17 protein-coding genes are annotated in these 25350 nt (G+C 69.5%); 10 read left to right on the top strand and 7 right to left on the bottom strand.

The window, feature by feature from the left end:
* Positions 1-38: 38 nt before the first annotated feature.
* Entirely contained in the window at positions 39-251 is a 213-nt protein-coding gene (locus M878_RS98835) for a type I phosphoribosyltransferase (protein ID WP_209445500.1), read from the bottom strand.
* 367 nt (positions 252-618) lie between these two features.
* Here M878_RS98835 and M878_RS57010 point away from each other — a divergent pair, with 367 nt between their 5' ends.
* Genes M878_RS57010 through M878_RS57000 form a run of 3 tightly spaced genes read left to right on the top strand, consistent with a single transcriptional unit; the run spans position 619 to position 3699 of the window.
* On the top strand, positions 619-951 hold the full coding sequence (locus tag M878_RS57010; RefSeq protein WP_158692656.1) for a hypothetical protein: 333 nt from the start codon (positions 619-621) through the stop codon (positions 949-951).
* Between the two features lie 16 nt (positions 952-967).
* On the top strand, positions 968-1981 hold the full coding sequence (locus M878_RS57005; RefSeq protein WP_158692655.1) for a caspase family protein: 1014 nt from the start codon (positions 968-970) through the stop codon (positions 1979-1981).
* Positions 1978-3699, top strand: a complete 1722-nt coding sequence (locus M878_RS57000; RefSeq protein WP_023545467.1) for a hypothetical protein — start codon at positions 1978-1980, stop codon at positions 3697-3699. Before M878_RS57005 ends, M878_RS57000 begins: the two co-directional genes overlap by 4 nt.
* Here M878_RS57000 and M878_RS56995 read toward each other — a convergent pair.
* From M878_RS56995 to M878_RS56985, 3 genes are all read right to left on the bottom strand, one after another.
* Positions 3680-5401: an APC family permease gene (locus tag M878_RS56995; protein ID WP_158692654.1), complete on the bottom strand. Its 1722-nt coding sequence runs from the start codon at positions 5399-5401 to the stop codon at positions 3680-3682. The two genes, M878_RS57000 and M878_RS56995, sit on opposite strands and share 20 nt — an antisense overlap.
* A gap of 193 nt (positions 5402-5594) precedes the next feature.
* Positions 5595-6803 carry a L,D-transpeptidase gene (locus M878_RS56990; RefSeq protein WP_209445625.1) on the bottom strand — a complete coding sequence of 403 codons (1209 nt, stop codon included), beginning with the start codon at positions 6801-6803 and terminating at the stop codon, positions 5595-5597.
* A 228-nt stretch (positions 6804-7031) separates the two neighbouring features.
* Entirely contained in the window at positions 7032-11099 is a 4068-nt protein-coding gene (locus tag M878_RS56985; protein WP_342452713.1) for a beta-galactosidase, read from the bottom strand.
* A 357-nt stretch (positions 11100-11456) separates the two neighbouring features.
* Here M878_RS56985 and M878_RS56980 point away from each other — a divergent pair, with 357 nt between their 5' ends.
* The gene (locus M878_RS56980) at positions 11457-14072 is read left to right on the top strand and encodes a LamG-like jellyroll fold domain-containing protein (RefSeq protein WP_031224368.1); all 2616 of its coding nucleotides are present in this window, start codon (positions 11457-11459) and stop codon (positions 14070-14072) included.
* Between the two features lie 51 nt (positions 14073-14123).
* Here M878_RS56980 and M878_RS56975 read toward each other — a convergent pair whose 3' ends face one another.
* Positions 14124-15227 (bottom strand): alpha/beta fold hydrolase, encoded by a 1104-nt coding sequence (locus M878_RS56975; RefSeq protein ID WP_209445499.1) that lies wholly within the window; start codon positions 15225-15227, stop codon positions 14124-14126.
* 147 nt (positions 15228-15374) lie between these two features.
* Here M878_RS56975 and M878_RS56970 point away from each other — a divergent pair, with 147 nt between their 5' ends.
* Positions 15375-16340 (top strand): SDR family NAD(P)-dependent oxidoreductase, encoded by a 966-nt coding sequence (locus M878_RS56970; RefSeq protein ID WP_023545461.1) that lies wholly within the window; start codon positions 15375-15377, stop codon positions 16338-16340.
* Here M878_RS56970 and M878_RS97365 read toward each other — a convergent pair.
* Positions 16337-16522 (bottom strand): hypothetical protein, encoded by a 186-nt coding sequence (locus M878_RS97365; protein WP_158692653.1) that lies wholly within the window; start codon positions 16520-16522, stop codon positions 16337-16339. The genes M878_RS56970 and M878_RS97365 overlap by 4 nt on opposite strands.
* 221 nt (positions 16523-16743) lie before the next feature.
* Between M878_RS97365 and M878_RS56965 the strand changes: the two genes are divergently transcribed.
* The 4 genes from M878_RS56965 to M878_RS56950 all read left to right on the top strand — a co-directional run bounded on the left by M878_RS56965 (position 16744) and on the right by M878_RS56950 (position 20055).
* Entirely contained in the window at positions 16744-17589 is an 846-nt protein-coding gene (locus M878_RS56965; RefSeq protein WP_023545459.1) for a polysaccharide deacetylase family protein, read from the top strand.
* Between the two features lie 161 nt (positions 17590-17750).
* Positions 17751-18692, top strand: a complete 942-nt coding sequence (locus M878_RS56960; RefSeq protein WP_051430068.1) for a heavy metal-binding domain-containing protein — start codon at positions 17751-17753, stop codon at positions 18690-18692.
* A gap of 13 nt (positions 18693-18705) precedes the next feature.
* The gene (locus M878_RS56955; RefSeq protein WP_023545457.1) at positions 18706-19566 is read left to right on the top strand and encodes a heavy metal-binding domain-containing protein; all 861 of its coding nucleotides are present in this window, start codon (positions 18706-18708) and stop codon (positions 19564-19566) included.
* 51 nt (positions 19567-19617) lie between these two features.
* The gene (locus M878_RS56950; protein WP_023545456.1) at positions 19618-20055 is read left to right on the top strand and encodes a hypothetical protein; all 438 of its coding nucleotides are present in this window, start codon (positions 19618-19620) and stop codon (positions 20053-20055) included.
* Between the two features lie 396 nt (positions 20056-20451).
* Here the strand turns inward: M878_RS56950 and M878_RS93800 are convergent, their stop codons facing one another.
* Positions 20452-21048, bottom strand: a complete 597-nt coding sequence (locus M878_RS93800; RefSeq protein ID WP_158692652.1) for an NAD(P)H-dependent oxidoreductase — start codon at positions 21046-21048, stop codon at positions 20452-20454.
* Positions 21049-21274: 226 nt separating this feature from the next.
* On the opposite strand from M878_RS93800, the gene M878_RS56940 reads away from it, so the two are divergent.
* Positions 21275-25114, top strand: a complete 3840-nt coding sequence (locus M878_RS56940; RefSeq protein ID WP_023545454.1) for an amino acid adenylation domain-containing protein — start codon at positions 21275-21277, stop codon at positions 25112-25114.
* The last annotated feature ends 236 nt before the right edge of the window (positions 25115-25350 follow it).

Raw genomic sequence — 25350 nt, 5'->3', positions numbered from 1 at the left:
GGACGCGCAGACCAAGTAGACACATCCGATCAACCGGCCTACCCGCCGGCGGACACGTGCTGGGACCGCCCATTCCAAGCCGGGAGTTCGGCAGCGGTGACGATACCGCGGACGCCCAGCCCCGTGCCGAGAGCCGGGGTGCTCTGGTCGACGACGACGGCGCAGCCGGCCCAGTGGCCGCCGCACTCCTCGACCATCGACCGCACGGCAGCCGCCTGGCTACCCGTCTCGATCCAGTCGTCGACCGGCAAGACCCGTTCCCCAGGACTCACCGTCGCCCGCTGCAAGCGCAGTTCCTGGCGCAGCCCCCAGCGGGTGCCGCGGAGTCACGGAAGATCTGCCATACGTCAGCGTGACCGTCGATCCAGCGGAAGTGTTCGAGGACCAGGGCGCGTGCTGTGGACGTCATGATCGCGAGTCTGTGGACGGACAGCAGCCCAGGCAACCGGATTCTCCGTTCAGCCCCGACGCGTGGTAGGCGGGCCGGGGCTGAGGCAGGCTGATCAGCCCAGGGCGGCTTGCCCAAGTGAGTACGCTGGTATGGGCGTTGACACGAGGACTGCGGAATCGGGGTCGGCGTCCTGGTTGCAGACCTGAGCTCGAGGCGGGGGCGTTGGCATGGCTACGAGGATCTCGGTGTCCGTCAAGGGGCTGACCGGTCTGGAGGATCAGGACCGGATGCTTGACGAGCTGGCGGCGGAGACCGGTCTGTCGTGGCGCTCGCGGGCCGTCGACGAGGGCAGGGTGCTGACCGGCGGCATCGTCGAGATCGTCCTCGTGGCCGCGGTCGGCAAGGCGACCGAGATGACCGTGTCGGCCGCGGTGGACGCCGTGAAGCGGGTTGTCGAGCGCTGGCGCGGTGAGCGGCTGGATCCGCCCGAGACCTCGGTCGGCACCGAGTCCGTTCCCGACTCCGCAGCGGAGCCGACGGTGGAAGGGCTGGACGGCTGAGATGGTGTCCCGTGCGGTGGTGATAGGACCGGCGAGGTACGCCGTCGATTCGGGGATCGACAGCCATCCGCCGATCGGCGAGAGCGCGCGTATGTACGGTGAGGTGTTCGCGGGCGACGAGATGTGGGGTACCGACTGCTGCCGCGTCCTGACCGAGGACGAGGTCCAGACGGCTGACGCCGTGATGAGGGCGTTGCAGGAGGCCGCGGACGAGACGGGGCCCGACGACATCTTCCTGGTGGTGTATGTCGGCCACGGTCAGTACTGGAGTGACGTTCCCGGCGCGCAGGTCCACTTCTCCGTGGGCTCGTCCTACCGGGACAAGCCATGGACCTGGCTTTCCAGCTGGTACGTCTACCGCGTCATGCGCAAGGCCAGGGCGAGGCTGAAGGTCCTGATCGCCGACTGCTGTTACTCGAACCTGCTGCCTCAGCTGGGGGAGGAACCCGTCCTTCCCGGAGTCCTGGGCGCGCTGGACGAGGGAACCTGTGTGTTCACGGCCGTCAAGAATGCCAATTTCGCGTCTGCTGACGGTTGCTCAGCCCTGCCGGGGAATTTCTCGAAGTGCACACCGTTCAGCGGGCATCTGCTGCGCATACTGCAGGATGGCACGAAAGACCACAATCACCAGCTCACCATCGGCCTCCTGCGGGAGGCGGTGAAGAAGGAGATGGAGAACTGCACAGGCGCCCAGCACCAGGTACCGAGGATGTCGCTGAACGACGCCCGTGACGGCACCCCGCTCTTCACCAACCAGATGGAGCTCAAGAAGCGCGACCCGGTCCCGCAGCTCCCGGTCGAACCCGCGGACTGGGTCAAGACGTTGATGATGGACCGGGACTCCCGACTCGATGAACTGCTGAAGGACGAGCGGAAGACCGGAGACGTGGTCGCTCTGCTCAGCTCCAGGCCGGACGAGGCCAGCCGGCATCTCGCGCGGCACATCGACGTCAGGGCCAACCAGGCGTTCAACTCGCCCCATGCCTTTGCCCGTTACTGGAACCAGGTGGAGAAGGCACTGCGCGTATGACGGGGAGCCAGAAGGCCGCGGGCTCCGGCGTGGCCAGACGTTCCGGGGGTGACGGCGCGACGGAGTCGTGGAGCTTCGGCTATGAATGGGTGACCAAGTGCTCGGTCGCCGCCTTCAAGGAGCGCATGCAGGCCATGCGGGAGGGCGAGCGGCCCGTCACCGAGAGCAGCGAGAGGCCGCGGCCCGCCAATGCGATCAGGGCCCTGCACGCGTTCGCCATGCTCAGCACCATCGACCGGCTCATCGAGTGCGCGGTGAGCTTCGACTACCGGGACGCCGTCAACATGGTGGCCACGGCGGCCCTGAGCCGGAACATCATTCATGCCGCGGAACTCGCCATCCGGCAATGGGATGCCGAGCGTGCGAGTGAGGGCCGGTATCCACGGCTGACAGACGGCGTCATCCATGACATCGCTTGCCAGCGGACGGTGCTCGACGTCGCCGTCTTCGTCCGGGAGTGCCGTGGCGCTGGAAAGAGCGAGCTGGTGGACAAGACGCTGCGCGTGTTCACCACACCGAGTTCGGGGCGGACCAATCTGGACAAGGCACTCCTCTACATCGCACTGCGTGATGAGAAGTGCGGGGAAGAGGCCGCCGAACTCCTCCGTCAGACCCTCGTCGCGATCACCGAGCACGTGCACGTGCCATTGCTGGCCTCGTACACCATTCCCAGGGAGTTCCAGGATCTCGCCGGCGCGCTCCACCAGCTCAGTCCCTCCGAGCGGATCCTGGAGGACTGGGTCGACGCGCAGTTGCGGATTCCGGATCGCGTACCCGAGACAAGACGGATCGTCGCCCATCTGATCGCTACCCGGACCGACAGCCCGGACACTCTCGTGGAGCATGTCGGCAAACGGCTGTCCCAGCATGACATCGCGGAAATCTGCGGCCAGTTGGCCAGGCAGGGCTCCTCCGAGAAGTGCATGCTGATCCGCGAGCACGCCGCGTCGCGCGACAACGTGGAGCACCTGGCGGAGATCGTCATCGCCTGGCACCGCTCAGAGGCGCTCACCAGGACGACCAAGGAGCTGCTCGCCGACATCGTGGCCAGGGGGACGGCGAGAGCGGCCGGGCCCCGCTCACCGGTGGAACTCGACTACCTGGACACGGTGCTGGGCAATTTCAACGCGCAGCCGGAATGCAGGAGGCTGCTGCGTATCGCCGCCGCGGCGCACACCGACGACCGCTCCGGAACCGATATGGCCGGTCTGCTGGTCAGGATCGAGCGGCCGAGGGACCGCAATCGTGTGGCGCAGACGATCGCCCAGAGACTGGCCGCGCGCGTCCTCGAACAGGGCGCCGACGCCGGGCTTTTCGTCGAGTACGTCAGAGGGCTGCGGAGCCACGGCCGTGCCGAGGCCGTCGATCTGGCCTGCAAGGAACTGGCGGACCCCTCCGACCCCGTCGCGGTGCCCCGGGGTTCGGGTGCGGTCATCGCCGAGATCGCCGCCTGCCTGTACGGCGCAGAGCTGCCCCGCGACGGCTGGGACCTGCTCGAACGGTGCCTGGAGAACGAGCAGCGTGTCACCCCTCAAGGCGTGGCGCTCGTCGTCGACCGGCTGCGCGCCAGCACGATGACGGAAGAGGACAGGTATTTCCTGCTCCGTGCCACGGTGGGCCGCTGGTCCGACACGCACCGCCGGGAGGAGGCGGTCGAGGAGCTGCGCGGCAGGGGATACGAGGCGGAGGCCACGGAGGTCATTCGTTCGCTGCGTTAGCGGCCGCGGCGGGGCGGCCGGTGCCCGGAGTCGGCAGCATGGGCGCCACTTCGGTCATGTGCCGTCTGGACGCGTCGACCAGGCCCTCGAAGGCCGCGAGCGCCGCAGCGACGGCCAGGAAGCCCCCGAGGAGCTTCGGGAGGACTCTGACCGAGGAATCGCCCAGCAGTGTCAGCAGCGTCAGCACCGCGAAATGACCGATCAGCCAGAGCGCGGCCTGGGCGGCGGGGCTGGTGCGCCAGTGCCGGAACAGGGTCACGTGCACCTTGGCGTCGTACATCCGGCCGAAGGCGGGCAGCCACCGGGCGAGGATCGGCAGGCACATCAGCAGGGCGCAGCCCACCGCGAGGGTCGCCATGCCCCGCCACAAGGGAGCCCAGCCCGCCCCGTAGAGGATCAGTGCGATCAGGGCGAAACCGGTCCGCGCCAGGACCTCGCGGGCGCCGCGCCGCAGGCGGGACCAGCCGGTCAGGTGGTCGCGGAGCGACACGAGGACGACGCCGGGGACGGCGTAGACGACCAGTGTCAGGACTCCGGTGATCGCGACGAGAGAGCTCCAGCTGCCGCCGACCGCCAGTAACGCGATGCTCGCGACGAAGAAGTCGACGACCAGGACCAGCCAGTACACGTCGTACCGCCGCTTGAGGGAGGCCTTGCGGGCGGTTTGCAGCCCGCGGTGCGTGAGATGGGCCCGGCTGAGCGCCGCCACCTCGCGGGTGAGCGCATGGGCGAAGACGAGTCCCGCGCCCATGGGTGAGATCACGGCGCCGAGCCTGAGCAGCCACCCGAGCCACCACAGGGAGAGGGCGAAGGCGAACTGGGCATAGGGCGACGGTTCGATGCCGGCCGGACTCCAGTAGGACGCCTGATACTTCGTGAAGACGACCTGAAGCGATATGTACAGGACCATCGCCCCGGCGATCGTCCCGAAGACCGCCCTACGGAGCCGGGCCGCCTCGCCGATTCCCCGTCCCCACCGCTTGATGTTCCCGGCGAAGTCCAGCGGTCCTTGGAAGCCGACGTAGGCGAAGATCACGCCACTGCCGACGACCGCTGCCAAGGCGGCGCCGGCGCCCTTTCCGGTGCCGCCGCCACTCGCGTGGGGACTGTGGGGGCCGAAGCCGGCCGCGATCAGCAGCGCGACGGTCAGGACAGGGACGATGACCTTCACCACCGTCAGCCAGGAGTTGATCCTGAAGAAGATCCGTGGGGCCACCAGGTTCACCGCGGAGATCGCCGCCATGAATACCAGCGCGTAGCCCCAGCCTTTGAGGGTGAGCGCCTGGGACGAGTCCAGGAGCCCGTGGACCTTCCAGGACAGGCCCCTCGTCATCGCGACGGCCTCACTGGAGAGGTTGATCGCGTAGAAGATCCACAGGCCGGCCGCGACCACCGTCGCCACCAGCGCCCCGCTGCTCTGCAGCGGCAGGAATATCAACCCGCCGGTCTTGGGGGCGACGGTGCCCAACTCGACCATGACCGCGGCGATGAGCAGCATGAGCAGGCCGCCGAACACCCAGGCCAGGTAGGCGTCCGAGCCGGCCCGGCGGAACGCGTCGTCCGCGCCCAGCAGCCAGCCAGAACCGATCATCCCCCCAGCCGCCAGGCCGACGAGGTGGAACACCGACAGCCGCCGCTGCTCGTCCTCGTCCTCGGCCCGCACCGGCTGCCGGCCCTCAGGCTTCAATTCCCGGACACTCATCCGCCCTGTTCCCCCGCGTAGCATCGGCAGATCCTCACGCACAGTGGCGAACAGGGTACTGGTCGGAGGGGGCTGAGGAAACGGCGTTTGCGAACAGGTGCGCACGGGCCTGGCATCCCCTCCGGCCAGTGCCCGCGTGCGCAGCGGTCTGTGTCCTGAGCCGACGTCTGTCGTCGTCCTCAGTGACGGAGCGTCAGCTGGTGGCGCCGCCCGAGACCCACTCGCTCCACGGCATGTTCCAGTCGCTGAGGCCGTTGTCCGGGGCCAACGCGGTCTTGTCCTCGGAATTCTTGACGATCACGACGTCACCGATCATCGAGTTGTCGAAGAACCACGCGGCGGGCTGATTGCCGTCGCCGCCGCCCTCCACGTCCTTCAGGCCCACGCAGCCGTGGCTGGTGTTGACCTTGCCGAAGATCGAGTCGGCACCCCAGTAGTTGCCGTGGATGAACGTGCCCGAGTCGGTCAGGCGCATGGCGTGCGGTACGTCGTTGATGTCGTATGCGGGCTTGCCGTCCTTCTTCCTGAGGCCGACGCTCGCACCGTTCATATGGATCTGCCTGAACTTCTCGGAGATGACCATCTGACCGTTGTACGTCGGGTGCTCGGGGCTGCCGGACGAGATCGGGATGGTCTTGATCGTCTTGCCGTCCCGTACGACGGTCATCTGCTTCGTCTTGGCGTCGACGGTGCTGATCTGGCTCCGGCCGATCTTGAATGTGACCGTCTTCTGGATGCCGTGGAGGCTGAGCGTGACGGTGACGGTGGAGCCGGGCTTCCAGTAGCCCTTGGGGCGGAAGTCCAGGCGGTCGCCGTTGAACCAGTGGCCGACGACCCGCTGGCCGCTGCTGGAGCTGACCTGGATCTTCGACTGCACGGCGGCCTTGTCGCTGATCGCCTTGTCGAAGCTGACCGTCACCGGCATGCCCACACCGACGGTCGAGCCGTCCTCGGGGGAGAGGTGCCCGATGAAGTCGTTGGCCGGGGAGACCGTGGTGATCGTGGCGTTCCCGGTGACGGAGCGGCCCTTGGCGTCCTCGGCCTCCGCGGCGACCTGATACCTGGTGGCCCGCTCCAGCCGGCCGTTCGGCTTCCAGGAAGTGCCGTCCGCGGACAGGGTGCCCGGAATCTCGGTACCGGTCGCGACGGCGGTCATGGTCACCTTGGTGAGCTTGCCGTCACTGACGGTGACTTTGACGAGGTCGTCGACCCTGACGCTGTAGGCACCTTGCCCGGGCGTGATCTTTATTCGTGCGTCGGAAGCGTCCTGGGCACCCGCCTGATCTGCCCGCGCCTGCGATTTCGGGACATTCCCGGTGCCGTTGCCGCTGGTGGCAGCGTTGCTGGTACCGCCGAGGGCCGTGAGTGCGAGTACGGCGCCGAGTACGCCGGCCGTGGCCATCAGCCCGGTGCGTCGCTTACGTACCGTGGTCAAACGCTTCTCCCATGCCGCTGGTCGTTGAATCTCTGGAGCTGGTTACCGGAGGAGTGCCACCGGCTTTAAAGACCTACTTTTATGCATTCATCTCTGTTTAAGGGAGTAAATTGTGGCGAATTCCACGCGTAGCGAGAGCGACTCGGCGGTGCGCCGGTTGCCTGGCCGCATCCGGCGCACCACTTCATTCCGAGGTCATGTGCAGGTCAGCACGGGGTTCGCCCAGTCGCCGTGGTCGTTGCCGTTGCCGTCGCCGCCGTCCCCCACGGACAGGTCGAGGACCTGCCCGCCGGTGACGGGGACGTCGATGGTGAGGGGCGCCGACTTGCCGTTGAGGACGGGGGTGGTGGTGAGGGCCTTGCCGTCGAGGAGGACGGAGAAGGTGCCGGTGCCGGGGTCGCCGTTGTCGACGCCCACGGTGGCGGTGAACCTGCTGCACCGTCCGGCGAGGTAGACCATGACATCACTGGGCGAGTTGGTGCCCAGGCCCTTGGCGTAGACGGTCCCGCCGAGTTTGAGCGGTGTGCCGTCGTTCGCCGCGGTGCCGCCGACGCTCTGGTCACGTTCGACCGGGCCCCAGCCGTTGGTGGCTGACAGGAACGGCAGGTCGCTGATCTGGTCAGCCCCGGCGGGCGGCGGGGGCGGGATGGCGGCGACGATCCGTTCGTCGGTGGCGGTGGAGGAGCGGTGGCGCTGGACGAACGCGGCGGTGGCTTTCAGTGCGTTGGTCTTCGCCACGTCGGCGGGGGTGGTGACGTCCCAGCTGAAGGTCACGGAGGTGCCGGGCGCGATCCGCTGAGCCGCGGTGGGCGTGGGCTTCGGGGAGACCGTCCAGCCGTCGGGTGCGGCGAGGTGTGCCGTCACGCCGGAGGCTGTGGGTGCGCCTGCGGGCACCTGGAAGGTCGCGGTGGCGGTGAAGTGCTGTCCGGCGCCGGCCGACCCGGGCGCGTTCAGGGTGAGGCGCGCACCCGGCGCGGAGGGCATGGCGTACCGCGTCCGGTCGTAGCGGGGGCTGTTGTTCTGGGCGACCCTCAGTGAGGATGCGTAGCTTCCGTAGTTGGTCAGCGCGACCTTGCCGAGGCCGCCGGTGGAGCCGTCCAGGTTCCATACAGCGATGGCTATTCGGTTGTTCCCACTCGGGTTCAGGATGCCGTCGGGGACGGGGAAGCTGTGCTGCGGGCCGAGGTAGTTGACGTAGTTGCCCATGTCCCAGCCGTTGACGTAGATCTCGGCGCGGTACCTGCGGGACGGGTCGTCGGTGAGGGTCAGGCCGAGCGAGGTGTCCTGTCCCTCGGGCAGGTCGAGGGCGACGTCGGTGGTGTACCAGGAGACGCCGGGGGTGGTGTCGGTGGCGGGGAGGGTGGCCGGGGTCCAGTTGCCGGTGGGGTAACCGGGCAGCATCCAGCCGGCCCGTTCACCGTACAGGCCGCCGGTGGCCAGCGGGCCGCGAACGGTGTCGACGGGGGTCTCGCCGCCGCGGACGCCCTGCAGCCGCCAGGTGAGGGTGTTCAGCGGGTTGCCGTCGAGGAGGGCGCCGGTCAGGCCGCGGGCGGCCTTGTTGCCGTTGGACTCGTTGTAGTCCTCCTCGTGGCCCATGTTGACCGTCAGCACGGATATCACGTTGTCGCGGCCGGCCTTGACCGCTCCGGCCGGGAAGTCGTAGGTCTTCCGGCCATCGGCGGTGGAGCTGCCGAGGAAGGTGCCGTTGAGCCAGACCGAGGAGGCTGCGGCCCGGCCGCCGCTCTGCGTGGCCAGGGTGATGCCGGTCTCCTTGCCGGTTCCGGTGAACCTGCCGCGGTACCAGGTGCTGCCGGTGTGGAAGCCGTAGTCGTCGGCGAACAGCACGGGCAGGCTGCCTGGCTGTGTGGTGCTGTGGGTGGTGGTCTTGTCGGCCACCTGCCAGGTGGTGTCGTCGAAGCCGGGCTGCGCCTCGGGGGACTCCTGCATGTGCTTCCAGTTGCTCAGGGCCGGCAGGGTGATGGGAGCGGCGGTGGGCACGGTGCCGGTGCGGCTGCCGCTCGCCGAGGCCGTTGTGTGGACCGGCTTGCCGTTCCAGGTCAGGGAGTCGGCGCCCGCGAAGACCTCGATCGAGCCGTCCGTGCCGGTGTCACCGGTCAGGTTCAGGGTCGTAGCGGAGTACGCCGCGCCGCGCAGCAGGTGGGTGCCGCGGACCAGCACCGGGCCGGCCGCGGTGTCCTGCCGCCAGAAGGTCTTGGCGGTCGCTGTGTCGGCGAGCAGCAGGAGCAGCGGGCGGGAGCCTCCGGTGACGGTGACCCGGGTCAGGCCGGTGTGCCGGTAGTTCAGGCGCAGGTCGCCGGTGGCCGCATCCCAGGTGGAGCCGACGGTCCCGCCTGTGGAGGTCACCGTCGGCTTGGACGAGTAGTGCAGGACCGTTTCGCCATCCGAGCCGTGGTCGCCGTAGAGCACCGCTACATCCCGTCCGGCGATGGTGGCGTTGGTCATGATCTGCGAGGTGGAGTACTGGAGGTGGTTGCCGCCCAGGTCGTAGTTCGCGACGATGATGGAGGACTCGCGGCCGTCGAGGGTGAGCGCGGTGCCGGGCTGCTGCGGGACGGTGTAGACGGGGGCCGTCGCAGCGGAGCCGGTGGTCACGTCGATGGCGTCGACCGTCACGAAGGTGCCCGTAGCTGCGGAGTCCTGAGTTCCGGTCACCACGATCTTCAGGGTGTGCGGTCCCTTGGGGAGGCCGCTTGCCTGGTAGGCCACGTACTGGTTCTGCTTGGACGCGCCATAGGTGTCGACCGTTTTGACCTTGGCGCCGTCGAGGTAGACATCAGCGATGCCGTGGTTCGTGTCGAGGTTGCTGATCCACTTCACGCCGGTGCCGGTGAAGGGCACGGACACGCTGTCGCCGGCGGTGTTCGAGAACGACTCGGTGTGCTGGTAGTCGCCGCCGGTGTAGTTCTGCTCCGCGCCGACGTGCGACCAGCTGCCGGTGTACGTGAGGGCCGGGTCCGGGTCGTCGTAGGTGTATCCGGCGTGGGCGCCGAGGTCGAGCGTCACATGGGCGCTGTCGCTGGTGGTGGCGGTGGAGTCGGCATGGCGCAGGACATGGAACTGCGTTCCGGTGTCGGGGTTGGCGCGCGCGGTGTCGACGATCTTCGGGTTGCCGGTGGGTGTGGCGGGCAGCGCGTCGGTCTTGGTGAGGGGGGTGACGGCATGGGTGAAGTAGCCGGTCAACTTGTCCTGGTCGTACTTGGGGTCGAGCTGGCGGGTCTCGCGGATGGCGGCGCCGTAGTCGTAGGAGGTGTAGTTCTCCGGCATGCCCAGCCAGCCCCAGTTGGTGCCGCCGTAGGTCATGTAGAAGCTCTGCGAGGTCGCGCCGACCGCGATGTTCTGCTTGTAGAACACGTCGGCGAACTGGTCGTTGATGAGCTGGGCGCACTTGTCGTAGCCGGGGCCGCCCCATGGGTCGAAGGCGCCGCCCTGGAACTCGGCTGTCGCCAGCGGCTTTCCGGCCACATGGTCGTAGCTGATGTCGGGAACGCCGTTCCACTTGGCGGGACTGGAGCAGTTGAAGCCCTGCGGGTAGGAGTCGGCGCCGTCCACGTCCAGGGCGGCGTCACCGGCGTTGAAGGTGCCGTTGTTGTTGCCGACCAGCGGCACGGTGATGCCGTCGGCCTTCGCCTTGGCCTCCAGGTGCTTCATGTAGGTACGGCCGGCCGCCGAGCCGTGGTAGTACTCGTTCTCCACCTGGTACTCGATGACCGACCCGGTGCCGTTGGTGAGTTGATGGCGCTTGATGACGTGGTCGATCTGCATCTGCCACTCGTCGCTGTACTTCAGGTACTCCGGGTCGGAAGTGCGGGTGTTGCCCGCCGCGGTGGAGAGCCAGCCGGGGAAGCCGCCCCCGTCGACTTCGGCGTTGATGTACGGGCCCGGCCGGGCGATCACATAGATGCCCAGGTCGTTGGCGATGTCGAGGAGCTTGTCCACGTCGCGTACGCCGGTGAAGTCGTAGACGCCGGGTGCCGGGGAGTGGTATCCCCAGTCGAAATAGAGCGATACCGCGTTGAAGCCCGCCGCCTTCATCTTCTGCAGTGTGTCGAGCCAGAGGGCCTGGCTGGGCAGGCGGAAGTAGTGGAACTCTCCGGACCACAGGTACGTCCGCTTCCCGTCGATCATGAACGAGTAGCCGTCGTACGTCACCGAGTGTGGTGCGGGTGAGGCCGCGGCAGGTGCGGCGGAGGACGTCGAGACGGCGCCCGCCGCGGGGTGCACACCGACGCCCAACCCACACACCAGGGCTATGGTCGCGGCGACCGACAAGTGACCTCTGGCTGCCCGGCGACCCGGGCCATGAGCCTTCATCTGGTCCTCCAGCGAGATGATCGCCCCCCGAATGCCCGCCGATACACCGGGACTTGGGCTTCAGGAGTTTGAATTATGTGCGGATCTGTTGGTGTGTGAGGAGTGTTGCGGGCCGACGGGGGCAGCGCAAGACCTCGAACACGCCTCTCTTCGGGAATCACGGGGCGGGCGGGGCCTGAAGAAGCGTTGCCGTACGAGGGGTGTTGACGGGACTCGCCGGCGCCCTAAGATCCCTGCTGCTCGAAGTGTCGATCGTAGTACGGTATATCGAACGAGGGAATGAGTCGCATGCCTTCAGAAGCCGGAGTGCCGCGCAGAACCGTCCTCACCGTCCTGGGCGCCGCCCCCCTCGCCGGGACCTTCGCCGCCGCTCCCGCCGGGGCCGCCGAACTCATCGGCACCACCGCGAGCGCCACTGCCGCGGACCTCCCCGCCGCAGCCGCCCACTGGACCTTCGACGAAGGCTCCGGCACCTTGGCCGCCGACTCCTCCGGTAACGGTCGCACCGCGACGCTCCAGGGCGCGGCCGGCTGGGACACCGGCAAGGCCGGCACCCACAGCCTGAGCCTCAAGGCAGGCGGCAACGCCACGGCGTCCGGGCCCGCCCTCGACACCTCCAAGGCTTTCTCGGTGGGCGCCTGGGTCAACCTCTCTCAACTCGGCGGCTACCAGACTGCCGTCAGTATCGACGGCAAGGCCGTCAGCTCCTTCTACCTGGGCCTGCGCGACGACACCGGCACCTTCGCCTTCGCCCGGCTGGGCTCGGACGCCACTCAGAGTGCCGCGGTGGCGGCCGCCGCCTCAGCGCCCACCACCAACACCTGGACCCACCTGGTCGGCGTCAGCGACCCGGCCGCCGGCGTCATTCGCCTCTACGTCAACGGCGTGTTGGAAGGGGAAACCGCCTACACCGCGGGCTGGGCCGGCAGCGGCGACACCGCCATCGGCCGTGCGCTCTACGGCGGTGGGCACGTCGACCAGTGGCACGGCCTGATCGACGACGTATGGATGTTCCCGTCCGTCCTCACCTCCGACCAGGTCGCGGCGCTGGCCGGGGTCCCCGTGGAGACCACGACGCCGCTGCTGAGCGTGGACGCCGGCAATCCCGCGCACGCTGTGTCCCCCATCCTGCCCGGTTTGATGTTCGAGGACATCAACCACTCCGGCGAGGGCGGCATCTACGCCGAGCTGGTGCAGAACCGCTCGATGATGGCCAGCGACACCACGCCCGTCCACTGGTCCGCCGTCGGCGCAGCGACCCTCGCACTCGACACCGCCACCCCGCTCAACACCGCGCTCAACCGTTCCCTCAAGGTCGTGCTGCCGAGCAGCGCCGGGGCCGGAAACCGGGCCGGCGTCTCCAACGACGGCTTCTGGGGCATACCCGTGCGGCCCGGAACCTCCTACACCGCCCGGCTGTTCGCCAAGGCGTCGCGGCGCATCGGCCCGCTCACGGTGGCCATCGAGTCGGCGGACGGCAGGGCGGTGTACGCGTCCGCCCACGTGCCCCACATCGGCACCGCCTTCCCCGGCCGCCCGTTCGAGCTGACCCTGCGCACCGGTTCGCGCACCCCTGTGGCCGGTGACGCAAGGCTGACCGTCACCACGGCCGACCCCGCCGCCCTGGGCGAGACCCTGTGGCTCCAGCACGTATCCCTCTTCCCGCCCACCTACAACAACCGGCCCAACGGCCTGCGCATCGACCTGATGGACAAACTGGTCGCTCTGAAACCGAAGTTCCTGCGCTTCCCCGGCGGAAACTTCGTCGAGGGCAACACCATCGCGACACGGTTCAACTGGAAGAACACCATCGGTCCGGTCTGGGAGCGCCCCGGCCACATGGACGACGCCTGGGGCTACTGGTCCACGGACGGCCTCGGACTCCTCGAATACCTGGAATGGGTCGAGGACATGCACGCCCAGCCGGTCCTCGCCGTCTACGCCGGCTATTCGCTCAAGGGTGAACACGTCACCGGCGACGCGCTGGGGCCGTTCGTCCAGGACGCACTCGACGAGATCGAGTACGTCACCGGTCCTGTCACCAGCACCTGGGGCGCACGACGTGCCGCCGACGGACATCCGGAGCCGTTCCCGCTGGAGTTCGTGGAGATCGGCAACGAGGACTGGTTCGACTCCTCGGGGTCGTACGACGAGCGGTTCGCGGCCTTCTACGACGCGATCAAGGCGAAGTACCCGCATCTGAAGCTGATCGCCACGACGTCCGTGACGAGTCGCACGCCGGACCTGATCGACGAGCACTACTACCTCGCGCCGTCCGCCGCCCAGGCCTCCACCCACAAGTACGACAACCGGGACCGCAATTCGACGAAGGTGTTCGTCGGAGAGTGGGCCGCGCAGGAGGGCCGCCCCACACCCGACCTCAACGCGGCGCTCGGCGACGCCGCTTGGCTGGCCGGGCTGATCCGCAACTCGGACCAGGTCCTCATGGAGTGCTACGCGCCTCTCTTCTCGCACGTCAGGAACAACGTCTGGGCCACCAACCTGATCGCCTACGACAACCTCACCAGCTATGTGTCGCCCAGCTACTGGGCACAGCACATGCTGACGAGCAGGCTCGGTAACACGGTGCTGCCGGCCACCGCCCGTGCGCTGCCCGGCCTCGCCACCGTGGCCACCCGCTCCGGGAACCGCCTCTACCTCGCGGTCGTCAACTGCGGGACGGAGAAGGTGACCGTGCCGGTCGAACTGAAGGGGCTGGCCAAGGGGGTCAAGAGGCAGGCCACCGCGACGGTTCTGACCGGCCCCTCGCGCGCCACCACCAACACGCTGACGGAACCCGGCACGTTGGTGCCGAGGACGAGCAGCGTCACCGGCGCGGCAGCGTCCTTCACCAGTACCGTGCCGCCGCTCTCGGTCACCGTACTGGAGCTCGTCCTGACCTGATCACTCCCCGCCGACAGGGACGGCCGGGGGGAAACCGGGGCGGCGGTGGAGTCACCGGGATGCCACGATCGATGCCGCCGTGAGTCTGTCCACGGCCGCCGCGACCGCCTCAGGGCTGGAGATCATCGTCAGGTGCCGGGCGCCCGGGACGAGCGTCGCAGGCGGTGCGCCGATGCGCCGGGCGGTCTCCTGCGGCGTCTGCCGGGTGAACACGTCGTCCTGGGCGCCGAACACCACCGACTTGGGCAGGTGCACCCCGGCGAGCCGAGCCACCTGGTCCGCGGGCAGACCCGGCACCCCGGCGGCCAGCATGCTCCAGAGCGCGTTCTCCGCGCCCGGCACCCGGAGCGGGCGCCGCCACTGATCCAGACCGGCGGCGTCCAGGCGCGGACAGGCAGGCCCGCACTGTGCGTCGTACACGCTGCGGATCACCGCGTCGATGCCGAGCCCGAGCCGCAGCAGGCTGGTGCGGTACGGGTCGATCAGCACGTACGTGAAGGCCGGCGGCGGCCCGGCACCCGTGTCGAGGGCATCGCCGTCGAGGAGCATCACACCCCCCAGCCTGCCAGGGGCCCGCAACGCCGCCTCGGTGACCACGGCGGCTCCGCTGGAGTGCCCCACCAGCAGCGGGCGCTCGCCCGGACCGCCGAGGTGCATGGCGCTCAGGAAGCCCAGGAGCTGCCGGGTGAAATGGTCGACGGTGTACGGGCCGTGGCGCTCGCTGTATCCGTCGCCCGTCAGGTCGAGCGCGTAGACCCGGTGGTCGCGGGCGAGCAGCGGGGCAAGGCGCGACCAGGTGTCCACGGATTCGAAGGCGCCGTGCACCAGGACGACCGGCGGGCCCGCCGTACCCCAGGTCTGGTAGCGCGTGCGGATGTCGGCGGCCTGCACGTACCTGAGCCCCCGCGGCGGCGCGGCGCGCCCGGACGTGACGGCGTTGTAGACGAACGAGGCCGCGGTGACGGCCGCCAGCACGACGGCACAGCCCAGCGCGGCGCGCCGCAGCCACCGCCGCAGCCACCGCCGCAGCCGGGAGCGGTGTGGCCGGTGCGCGTGCTCGGCAGGGAGCGACGGCGGAGCGGATGCCGGACGGTCGCCCCCGTCCCCGTCTCCGTCCCCTTTTCCGGCTCCGGCTCGGCGAAGATCAGCTGTCACAGCCCACAGCATCGCCCACGGCACACCCGCGGTCATCCTGCGCAGGGAGCCATCGTGACTACTCCGCCGGGTGTAGGGGGAGGGGAGTCGCGCGGCGATGTGGCTCCGCTTGACTTCGAGTGCACTCCAATTCGTAGCGTTCGGGGCATGAGCACTGCACAGCACAAGATCGGATCCGGTTTCGGCGCCACCAGCACCGCTGATGACGTCCTGCGGGGCATCGACCTGACGGGAAAGCTGGCCCTCGTCACCGGCGGTTACTCGGGGATCGGCCTGGAGACCACCCGGGCGCTCGTGAGGGCCGGCGCCCACGTGATCGTGCCCGCCCGCCGCCCGGCCACGGCCGAGCAGGCGCTGACCGATGTCTCCGGAGTCGAACTGGACGAGCTGGACCTCGGCGACCTGGAGAGCGTGCGTGGCTTCTCCGAGCGGTTCCTCGCCTCCGGACGGAACATCGACATGGTGATCGACAGTGCCGGGATCATGGCGTGCCCGGAGACACGGGTGGGGCCCAGCTGGGAGGCCCAGTTCGCCACCAACCACCTCGGTCACTTCGCCCTCGTCAACCGCCTGTGGCCCGCGATCTCACCGGGCGGTGCCCGGGTCGTCTCCGTCTCCTCTCGCGGCCACCACTTCTCCGGCATCCGCTGGGACGACATCCACTGGCGGCAGGGCTATGACAAGTGGGAGGCCTACGGTCAGGCCAAGACCGCCAACGTGCTGTTCGCCGTCCAGCTGGACAAGCTCGGCCGGGATGCCGGCGTCCGGGCCTTCGCCCTGCACCCCGGCGGCATCATCACCCCGCTTCAACGGCATCTGCCCAAGGAGGAGATGATCGAGCGCGGCTGGATCGACGAGGACGGCAACGTGCTCGACCCCGAGGGCTTCAAGACCCCGCCGCAGGGTGCGGCTACCCAGGTGTGGGCGGCGACCTCGCCGCAGCTGGACGGGATCGGCGGCGTCTATCTGGAGGACTGCGACATCGCCGAGCCCGCGCCGGAGGGCGACGCCGAGCGCGTTGGCGTGAAGGACTGGGCGATCGACCCGGAGCAGGCGGCTCGGCTGTGGGAGCTGTCGGCGGAACTGACGGGCGTCAACGCGTTCGCCGCCTAGAACTCCCCGGAGTTCGTGGCCTGTTCGGGGAGGGCCGAGTTTCCGGGGCCGGTACGGGGCGACTGGTGCGGCCGTCGCCAGGTTCCAGTGAGCACCGCCGACGGTCCGGTGCCGCCGTAGGCCGGGTGGTTGGTGCACACCACCGGCCGCGGCATGTCCCGCTCGGTCAACAACCTCGCCACGCCGTCCTCGTCGCGGTCTTGACCGCCGAAGGTCCCTCGTCGACGAAGCCGCGACACCATGCCCGCCCAGGCCCCGCCCGGCACCTGCCGAAGGGGGCCTCGCTCACCCCGCTCCATCGGCAAACGCACTGCCCTACCATGAGCATGTTCAACGTCGCCCCACACAGGGGCGAATGTGCGTCCGCGCTGGTGGGGGCAACACAAGAGGGCCAGGGGGCGTGATGCGGCGCGATGTGAGGCGGGTCGGGACGGGCTGGCCGGCTGTTGCGGCGGCCGTCGCCACCGTGGTGGGGGCCTCCGTGCTGGGGGCCATGGGCGGTACCGGCGCGGGCGGCGCGGCCGGGAGCCGTCCGGACGACCGTGTGCGGGCGACCGCCTCGCCCACATCGCCGGCGCACCACACTTCGCCGCGGCCGATCGCGGGGCAGACCTCCGTGCCCGACCCGGGACTGCCCGCTCCGGTTGTGAGCATGGACATCGCCCACGCCTCGGACAAGGGCCCGCACGCCGTCAACATCACCGTCGACGACGGCCCCGATCCGGTGTGGACGCCGCGCGTCCTGAGGGTGCTCAGGGACAACGGAGTCAAAGCCGTCTTCTGCGTGATCGGAACAAAGGCGGCCGAACTTCCCGCCGTGGTACGACAGATCGTCGCGGAGGGACACCGCTTGTGCGACCACACCGTCCACCACGACACGACGATGGATCACAAGCCCCGCTCCTTCCAGTACGCCGAGGTCGCCGGAGCGGCACAGATGATCGAGCAGGCGTCCGGCGGCGTGAAACCGCTCTACTACCGTGCGCCGGGCGGCGCCTTCACCCCCTACAGCCGACAGATCGCCGCATCGATGGGGATGCGCCCGCTCGGCTGGAACATCGACACCGACGACTACAAGCGGCCCGGCACGCAGGCCATCCTGAACACCGTGGAACACGAGCTGCCCAACGGACCGACCATCCTCTTCCACGACGGCGGCGGCGACCGCTCCCAGACCGTCGCGGCCCTCGCCGCGCTGCTGCCCCGGCTGAGGAACCAGGGGTACAGGTTCGGCTTCCCCGTGCGATGAGGGCCGCAGTGGTGAGGATGGACTGCTTCGTACCGCGCAGCCGCAAGACCCTGCGCCGGCTTCGCATGCGGCACCCACCTACCGTGGGTGCCCGGGGCGGCCGGGCATAGAATCGAGCCACTGTGCCCTTGGACAGGGCACGACGCGGGGAGTTGGTGTCCATGAGCGGGGAATGGACGGGGGCTGGACTGCCACCGGCGGCAGCCGCGCGCATCGCGGAGGTGCGGGGCAGCGGGACATGGTCCTCGGCGCTGTCCACCGGTGAGTTCGCCGCACTGCGTGCCGTGGGGTTCGAGCCGGTGGGCCAGGTCATGGGCTCGGCCGTCTACCACGTGGGCCGCAGCGGCCGCTACTGGGGCTATCACGACTGTCTTTACGGGGGCATGCGGTACGCCTTCGGCAGCGCCCCGGCGCCCATGGCCCTCTCCGGACGTGGTGACCCGTCCGCCGGGCTCGTCGAGGTGCTCGACCGGGCGCGTCGCTCGGCCCTCGACCGGATGACCGCCGAGTGCTCGGCTCTCGGCGGCGACGGCGTCGTCGCGGCACAGTTGACCGTGGCGCCCTTCGTGGCGCAGCCCAACTGCCTGGAGTTCAAGGTGATCGGGACGGCGGTTCGCGCGGCCGGGACGGTACGGGCACCGCAGCCGTTCACCTGCCACCTCGACGGCCAGGGGTTCGCGAAGCTGGTGACCGCCGGATGGGTCCCGGTGGAGCTGCTGTACGGGATGTCCATCGGCGTACGCCACGACGACTACACCACCCGTGCACAGACGCGCTCTTGGAGCAACACCGAGGTCAGCGGCTGGAGCGAGCTGGTTCAGGCAGTGCGCTCCGACGCCCGTGCGCACCTGTCCGCGCAGACGGGGCGGCGGGGCGGCGACGGCGTGATCCTCTCCGCGGGTCGCCTGCGCATCTGGGGCGAGTCGTGCATGCGCAGGAGCAACGACGACCAGAAGGACCACGTGGCTGAAGCGACGCTGCTGGGCACCACCGTCGCCCGCTTCACGGCACGCGAGGAGCCGCTCCGCACACTCACCGTGATGCCGCTCGACCCGGAACGACGCCGGCGGACCAGCCACCGCACCGCCACCGACATGCGATGAGGGGAACCCGTTCATGACCGTCTTCAACCCCGCCGAGGGCACTCCCGACGGCGTGTCCGCCCAGGGTGTGCCCGCCGACGCGATGCGGCGGCTCGCCGAGCTGCAGCCGGGCAAGCCGGGATCGATCTTCACCAGCGACCTGTCGGTCAACGAGTTCCTGCTCGTGCGCGAGGCGGGATTCCGGCCCATCGGCCTGGTCCTGGGCAGCTCGATCTACCACGTGGGCATCCAGCTGGGCCGCTGGGGGAAGAACCAGGAGCTGACGACGCTCAGCCAGGCGATGTACCACGCCCGTGAGCTGGCGATGACCCGCATGGAAGCCGAGGCCGCGCAGCTGGGCGCGGACGGTGTCGTCGGCGTGCGGCTCAGCGTCGAGGCCCGTGAATTCGGCAGCGACATCGCGGAGTTCATCGCGGTCGGTACTGCCGTCAAGGCCGATCACCCGGCGCCGGGCGCGGGCGGCGGCAGCTGGCGCAACCTCAAGGGCCAGCCGTTCACCTCGGACCTCAACGGCCAGGACTTCTGGACACTCATCCGCGCCGGCTACGCCCCACTCGGCATGGTGATGGGTACCTGCGTCTACCACATCGCGCACCAGAAGATGGGGCAGATGTTCTCCAACATCGGCAAGAACGTGGAGATCGAGCAGTTCACGCAGGCGCTGTACGACGCACGGGAGCTGGCGATGGCGAGGATGCAGCACGAGGCGGAGGAGCTGCGGGCGGAGGGCGTCGTCGGGGTGCAGCTCAATGCGCACAACCACCGCTGGGGTGGTCACACCACCGAGTTCTTCGCGATCGGCACAGCCGTACGGCCGCTGCGCGAGGACCACGTCATCGAGCGCCCGACGATGGTGCTCAGCCTGGACGGGTGAGCGCCCGGCCCAGCAGACCCGGATCAACCGCACACCACGAGAGGCCCCGTGATGACCTCGCCACACGACTCCGTCCCGTTCGAGCCCAACGGGGAATCAGACTCCATCGACCTGCTGACGGCCGCGCTGCGCAGGGACGCCGCCGACCTGGAGGTCTACGCGCAGGTGCTCACCGGGACACTTTCGGAGGCGCTGCCGCCGGGTTCCGTCGTCGTCGAACGTAAACGGAGCATGGCCGACCGGTTCGCGGGGCGCGACGGCCGCGTCGACCGGGTCGAGGTCTTCCTCGGCGAGCAGCGTCTGGTGCTCGACCTGGCGGGCGGGCAGCCCAAGGGCGAGGTGTGCAAGGAGATCCGCGGCGTGGTGCTCTCGCGGCGCCCGGTGGCCCTCGACGAGTGGGTGCGGGAGCTCGCGGTCGCGGTCGCGGCCCGTGCACAGTCCGACGCGCGGGCACGGGTGGCGCTGGAGCGGCTGGTGCTCGGGGAATAAAGGCGCAGCCTCCCCGGCCGCGACCGGCCGCGCGCCCTTCTTCAGAGAGCTTCCCCTGCGCCATCACAACCGTATCGTCAACGGCTGACTCGCCCGTCGGACACTCTCCGTAACGATACGGACGCCAGAGCGGGCGCCTGGCGGCTGGGCCTGCTCGGCGGGCTGCGTCCGTGCGGCGGTTGCAGCGATGCCCGCGTGGCTGAGCGCGGTGCGGGTGGCGGGCGGTGTCGTGGGCGGACGGGCAGGAGCGGTCAGACCCCCAGCACGGATGGCGCGGAGCGCGTCGCCGGTGATGAGCGGCGGCCTGCCATACCTCGAACATGCGAGGAGCGCCAGTCGTAGGCCCGCGTTGCTCTGTGTCTCCGGGCTCGGGGCGTGGCCGGCCGGGACCGGCGATCAAGGCGCGAAGGAGCGGGAGGACAACGGCAGCGGCACACAAGGCTCCCTCACTGCCGCCGTGAGCGGAGTGATCCACGGGCTCCTGGCGCCGCAATCCGGACACGCACTCGGGTCGGTGAAGCCGCCGTCACCGGCGCGCAGTTGGCCGGCCCTGCCCACCGCGACCAGGTCATGGTCCACCACTTGAGCATCGCAGCGGGTCAGTACGGCCGCCACCGCGCCGCGCGCTCCGGGCGAGGCGCTCGCCGGCGCGACCGTCCTGCCGGTGAGCGGGCCGTCCCCGGGCCGGCCGGACACGAGAGCGAGCCCAGGGCGTTCTTGAGGACGCCCCGGCAGCTCGCCGTTGTACGAGGGCGTGCTGACGACGAGCGTGTCCGCGTCCCGTACCAGATCCTCGGCGGCGTGCACCACGTCGGTTCCACATGCCTGTTCGACGTCCCAGTCGTACAGTGGGAGTCGCCCCACCGACAGGGTGTCGATTTCGTACTCGTCCCCGTCCGCCCGCTCGGCCAGCAGCCGGCGCACGGTGGCAAGAACGGAGGCGTTGAGCGAGTCCCGACGGATGCTTCCGGGGACGAGGACAATCTTTGTCACGGTGGCTGGCCTTTCACAGGTGTCACGGGTTTCGCGGTTCCCGCTCCCGGCATGCGCGGTGGAGCGGGTCCGTTGCGACAGGTCCCGATCCTGCCGACCGCCCTTCCCGAACACCTCACGCGAACGTCCCGTGCCGGGCCCGTACCGGCTCGGGAAATCTTCAGAAGCCCCCTGTCCCACGTCGGCCGTCGCCACCCATCGAGCACAACCACGCGGGGACGATGCGATGAAGACTGCGAGCGCACTGAAATCCGGCACACCCCTCACGGGCCTGTGCCTGCCCGGCCTGGTGGCCCGTCAGGCCGCGCTGCGTCCGGAGGCCACGGCGGTCACCTTCCGCGGCGAACGGCTCAGCTACCGTGAACTCGACCGGCAGAGCCGGGACCTCGGCGCCCGTCTCGCCCGGCTCGGCGTCGGCCCCGACACCTGCGTCGGTCTGTTCACCGAGCCGTCCCTGGACCTGATGACCGGAGTGTGGGGCATCCTCGGCGCGGGCGCCGCCTATCTGCCGCTGTCCCCGGACTACCCCGAGGACCGGCTGCGCTACATGATCGAGGACTCCGGGGCGTCCGTCATCGTCACCCAGGAACACCTGCGCGAGCGTCTGGCCGCCCTCGCGCCGAGGCATGTCCTGGTGCTCACACCGGCGGAAGTGACGCCGGGCCCAGCCGGCCGCACCGCCTTACCCGGCCGGCAGCCCGGCCATCTCGCCTACGTCATCTACACCTCGGGCAGCACCGGCCGGCCCAAGGGCGTGGGGATCGAGAACCGGGCCATCGCCGGCCAGCTCCGCTGGCTCGCCTCCCGCGGCTATCTCGGACCGCGGGTCACCATCCTGCAGAAGACGCCGATGAGCTTCGACGCCGCCCAATGGGAGATCCTCGCCCCGGCCGCCGGCACCCATGTCGTCATGGGCACCCCGGGCATCCACCGGGACCCGCAGGCCATCGTCGAAGCCGTACGCACCCACGGCGTCACCCACCTGCAGTGCGTGCCGACACTGCTCCAAGCCCTCCTGGACACCGAGGAGTTCACCTCCTGCAGCTCACTGCGGCGCGTCTTCTCCGGCGGCGAGGCGCTCACCCACAAACTGGCCCGCGACTTCTTCCACGGCCTGCCGGGCGCGTCCCTGGTCAACCTCTACGGGCCGACCGAGACCACCATCAACGCCACCTTCCACGAGGTCGACCCCGCGGCCATCGACGGCGGCACGTCCCGCACCGTACCCATCGGCGTGCCCGTCGACGACGTCTCGGCGTACGTCCTGGACGAGAACCTGGCACCGGTCGCCACCGGTGTGGCCGGCGAACTGTATCTGGGCGGCGCCCAACTGGCCCGCGGCTATCTCGGCCACCCCGAGCAGACCCTGGAACGCTTCGTCGCCTCGCCGTTCGAGCCGGGCGAGCGCCTGTACCGCACGGGTGACGTGTGCCTGTGGAACCCGGACGGCACCCTGCAGTTCGCGGGCCGCGCCGACAACCAGGTCAAGCTGCGCGGCTATCGCGTGGAGCTGGAGGAGGTGGCCTCGCGCATCGAGGAGCACACCTGGGTGCGCCGCGCCGCAGCGATCGTCACCGACGACCCGCGCACCGGCCATCCGGCGCTGATCGCGTGCGTCGAGCTGGACCCCCGTACGGCAGCCGTCATGGACCAGGGCTCGCACGCCGCCCACCACCAGTCCAAGGCGTCCAAACTCCAGGTCAAGGCACAGCTGTCCAACCCGGGCCTGCGCGAGCCGACAGAACTCGCGGGCCGCCCGGCCATCGCCCTGCCGGGCCACACGGAGACCCCCGAGCAGCGCCGGGAGACCTTCGCCCGCAAGACGTACCGCTTCTACGACGGCGGCCCGGTCACCCGCGAGGACCTCCTCACCGTGCTCGCACCGCGCCCCGTACCGGCGCACTCCCGGCCGCTGAGCGAACTGACCCCGGCCGAACTGGGCCGGATCCTGCGCTGGTTCGGCCAGTTCCACAGCGAGGAACGGCTGCTGCCGAAGTACTCCTACGCCTCACCAGGCGCCCTGTACGCCACCCAGCTGTACATCGAGTCCGGCGGCGTCGCGGGTCTCGTGCCCGGCGTGTACTACTACCACCCGGTAGACCACGGCCTGGTCCGCGTAGGCGACGGCACCGGCCACTGCCCGGACGGCGGGCTGCTGGCGCACTTCCTCGGCAAACGGCGGGCGATCGAACCCGTCTACCGGACCAACATCCAGGAAGTGCTGGAATTCGAGACCGGCCATATGGTGGGCGTGTTCGAGGAGGTGCTGCCCTCCCATGGCCTGACCATCGCCCCGCTCGGCCACTTCCCGCCGGTCAAGGACGTCCTGGACGTCGCCGAGGAGGACCACTACCTCGGCACCTTCGAGATCACCGCGAACGACGGCCGGCCCCGCCAGGACCCCACCGAACTGTACGTCCAGGCCCACCCGGGCCGCGTCGAGGGCCTGCCCGGCGGTCAGTACCGCTACCGCGACGGGGCGCTGGAGCGCATCGGCGACGACCTGATCGAGGTCCGGCACGTCATCGCCATCAACCAGGGCGTGTACGACCGCGCGAGCTTCGGGATCAGCGCGGTCAGCCGGGCCCTTGATCCCTGGCTGGAGTACATCGCCCTCGGCACCCGTATGCACCACTTCCAGCGCACGCCGGGCTTCGGCTTCATGTCCTCGGGCTACTCCTCCAAGTCCGGGCATCCGCTGCCCGCGGCCCGCCGCCTCGACGACATCCTCGGCTCGGCCGGCATCCTCGGTGGCCCGTCGTACTTCTTCCTCGGCGGCCGGGTCAGCGACGAGCAGGTGACCGGCGAGGGCATGTACGAGGACGCGGTGCACACCAAGGGGCCGGCGGAGATGATCCGCGACGAACTGGCCCGCTCCCTGCCCGATTTCATGCTCCCGAACCGGGTCCTCGTCCTCGACGCGCTGCCGCTGACGGCCAGCGGCAAGGTCGACTGCACAGCCCTGGCCACCTCCCCCGAGGTGGTCGCCGCGCGGCAGCCCGGGGTGTACGTGGCACCGGTGACGCCGACCGAGCAGTGGCTTGCGGACGTCTGGGGCGCGGCGCTGACGTACGAGCACGTCTCAAGCGAGGACGAGTTCTTCGCCTGCGGCGGCAACTCGCTGATCGCCGTGGCCCTGGTCAACAGGATCAACAAGCAGTTCGGCATCCGGCTCCCGCTCCAGGTCCTCTTCGAGACGCCGAAGCTGCGCGACCTGGCCGCGCGCATGGACGACGATGCGACGACCCCGGTCTGCCGGATGATCCCCCTGGCCACGGAGGGCGGCTTCGCCCCGGTCTTCTGCTGGCCGGGCCTCGGCGGTTACCCGATGAACCTGCGCCTGCTGAGCCAGCAGGCCGGCCTGGACCGCCCGTTCTACGGCATCCAGGCGCACGGCATCAACGCCGGAGAGATCCCGTACGACACCATCCGCGAGATGGCCGCCGCGGACCTCGCGGAGATCCGCCGTATCCAGCCGAGCGGCCCCTACACGCTGTGGGGCTACTCCTTCGGTGCCCGGGTCGCCTTCGAGACGGCCTGGCAGCTGGAACAGGCCGGGGAGAAGGTCGAGCGCCTGTTCCTGATCTGCCCCGGCAACCCGAAGATCCGCCAGGAGGACGGCCACGCCCACGGCCGGGAGGCGTCGTACGACAACCCGGCGTACGTCACGATCCTCTGCTCCGTCTTCACCGGCACAGTGCACGGCCCGGCCCTGGACACCTGCCTGGCCCAGACCCATGACGAGGACAGCTTCGTCTCCTGCATCCACGATCTGCTGCCGTCCCTGGACGAGGACACGATCCGCCGCATCACCCGCATCGTCGGCATCACCTACGAGTTCGACTACTCCTTCCGCGAGCTGACCGAACACACGGTGGAGGCACCCATCACCCTCTTCAAGGCCCAGGGAGACGACTACTCCTTCGTCGAGTCCCACGCCGGATACTCGGCCATGCCGCCCACCGTCGTCCATCTGAAGGGCGACCACTACGGCGTCCTGAAGCCCCACGGCCTGCCGGAACTGCTCACCGCGACCCGCACCGCCATGGGCCTCATCTCCAAGTAGGAAGCGATCACGGCACGTTGCGTGCTGATCGCGATGCCGGTCTGCGCCATACGCCTGGATCAGTACGGCGAGCCCCCGCCGGGCCGCCGGGGGATCACCACGACACCCGCTGCCGGACGCGGCCATCCCCCCGGAGAGCCGGGGATCTGCCTCGGTTTCGGGCGGTAGCTGAAGGGGGCGGCCGTAGATGCGCCCGACTGGAGAGGACCGGCATTCCCCGCGTGGCGGGGCGGACA

Origin of the sequence: Streptomyces roseochromogenus subsp. oscitans DS 12.976, assembly GCF_000497445.1 — a bacterium.
GTDB lineage: Bacteria > Actinomycetota > Actinomycetes > Streptomycetales > Streptomycetaceae > Streptomyces > Streptomyces oscitans.
The sequence above is the reverse complement of the archived record's forward strand: the minus strand, read 5'-3'. Positions and strand labels throughout refer to the sequence as shown.

Bases quoted from the DNA above. Each gene is read 5' to 3' on its own strand.
- M878_RS57010 (WP_158692656.1), top strand. From the start codon at position 619: ATGGCTACGAGGATCTCGGTGTCCGTCAAGGGGCTGACCGGTCTGGAG.
- M878_RS57000 (WP_023545467.1), top strand. From the start codon at position 1,978: ATGACGGGGAGCCAGAAGGCCGCGGGCTCCGGCGTGGCCAGACGTTCC.
- M878_RS56995 (WP_158692654.1), bottom strand. From the start codon at position 5,401: ATGAGTGTCCGGGAATTGAAGCCTGAGGGCCGGCAGCCGGTGCGGGCC.
- M878_RS56990 (WP_209445625.1), bottom strand. From the start codon at position 6,803: ATGGCCACGGCCGGCGTACTCGGCGCCGTACTCGCACTCACGGCCCTC.
- M878_RS56980 (WP_031224368.1), top strand. From the start codon at position 11,457: ATGCCTTCAGAAGCCGGAGTGCCGCGCAGAACCGTCCTCACCGTCCTG.
- M878_RS56970 (WP_023545461.1), top strand. From the start codon at position 15,375: ATGAGCACTGCACAGCACAAGATCGGATCCGGTTTCGGCGCCACCAGC.
- M878_RS56965 (WP_023545459.1), top strand. From the start codon at position 16,744: ATGCGGCGCGATGTGAGGCGGGTCGGGACGGGCTGGCCGGCTGTTGCG.
- M878_RS56960 (WP_051430068.1), top strand. From the start codon at position 17,751: ATGAGCGGGGAATGGACGGGGGCTGGACTGCCACCGGCGGCAGCCGCG.
- M878_RS56955 (WP_023545457.1), top strand. From the start codon at position 18,706: ATGACCGTCTTCAACCCCGCCGAGGGCACTCCCGACGGCGTGTCCGCC.
- M878_RS56950 (WP_023545456.1), top strand. From the start codon at position 19,618: ATGACCTCGCCACACGACTCCGTCCCGTTCGAGCCCAACGGGGAATCA.
- M878_RS56940 (WP_023545454.1), top strand. From the start codon at position 21,275: ATGAAGACTGCGAGCGCACTGAAATCCGGCACACCCCTCACGGGCCTG.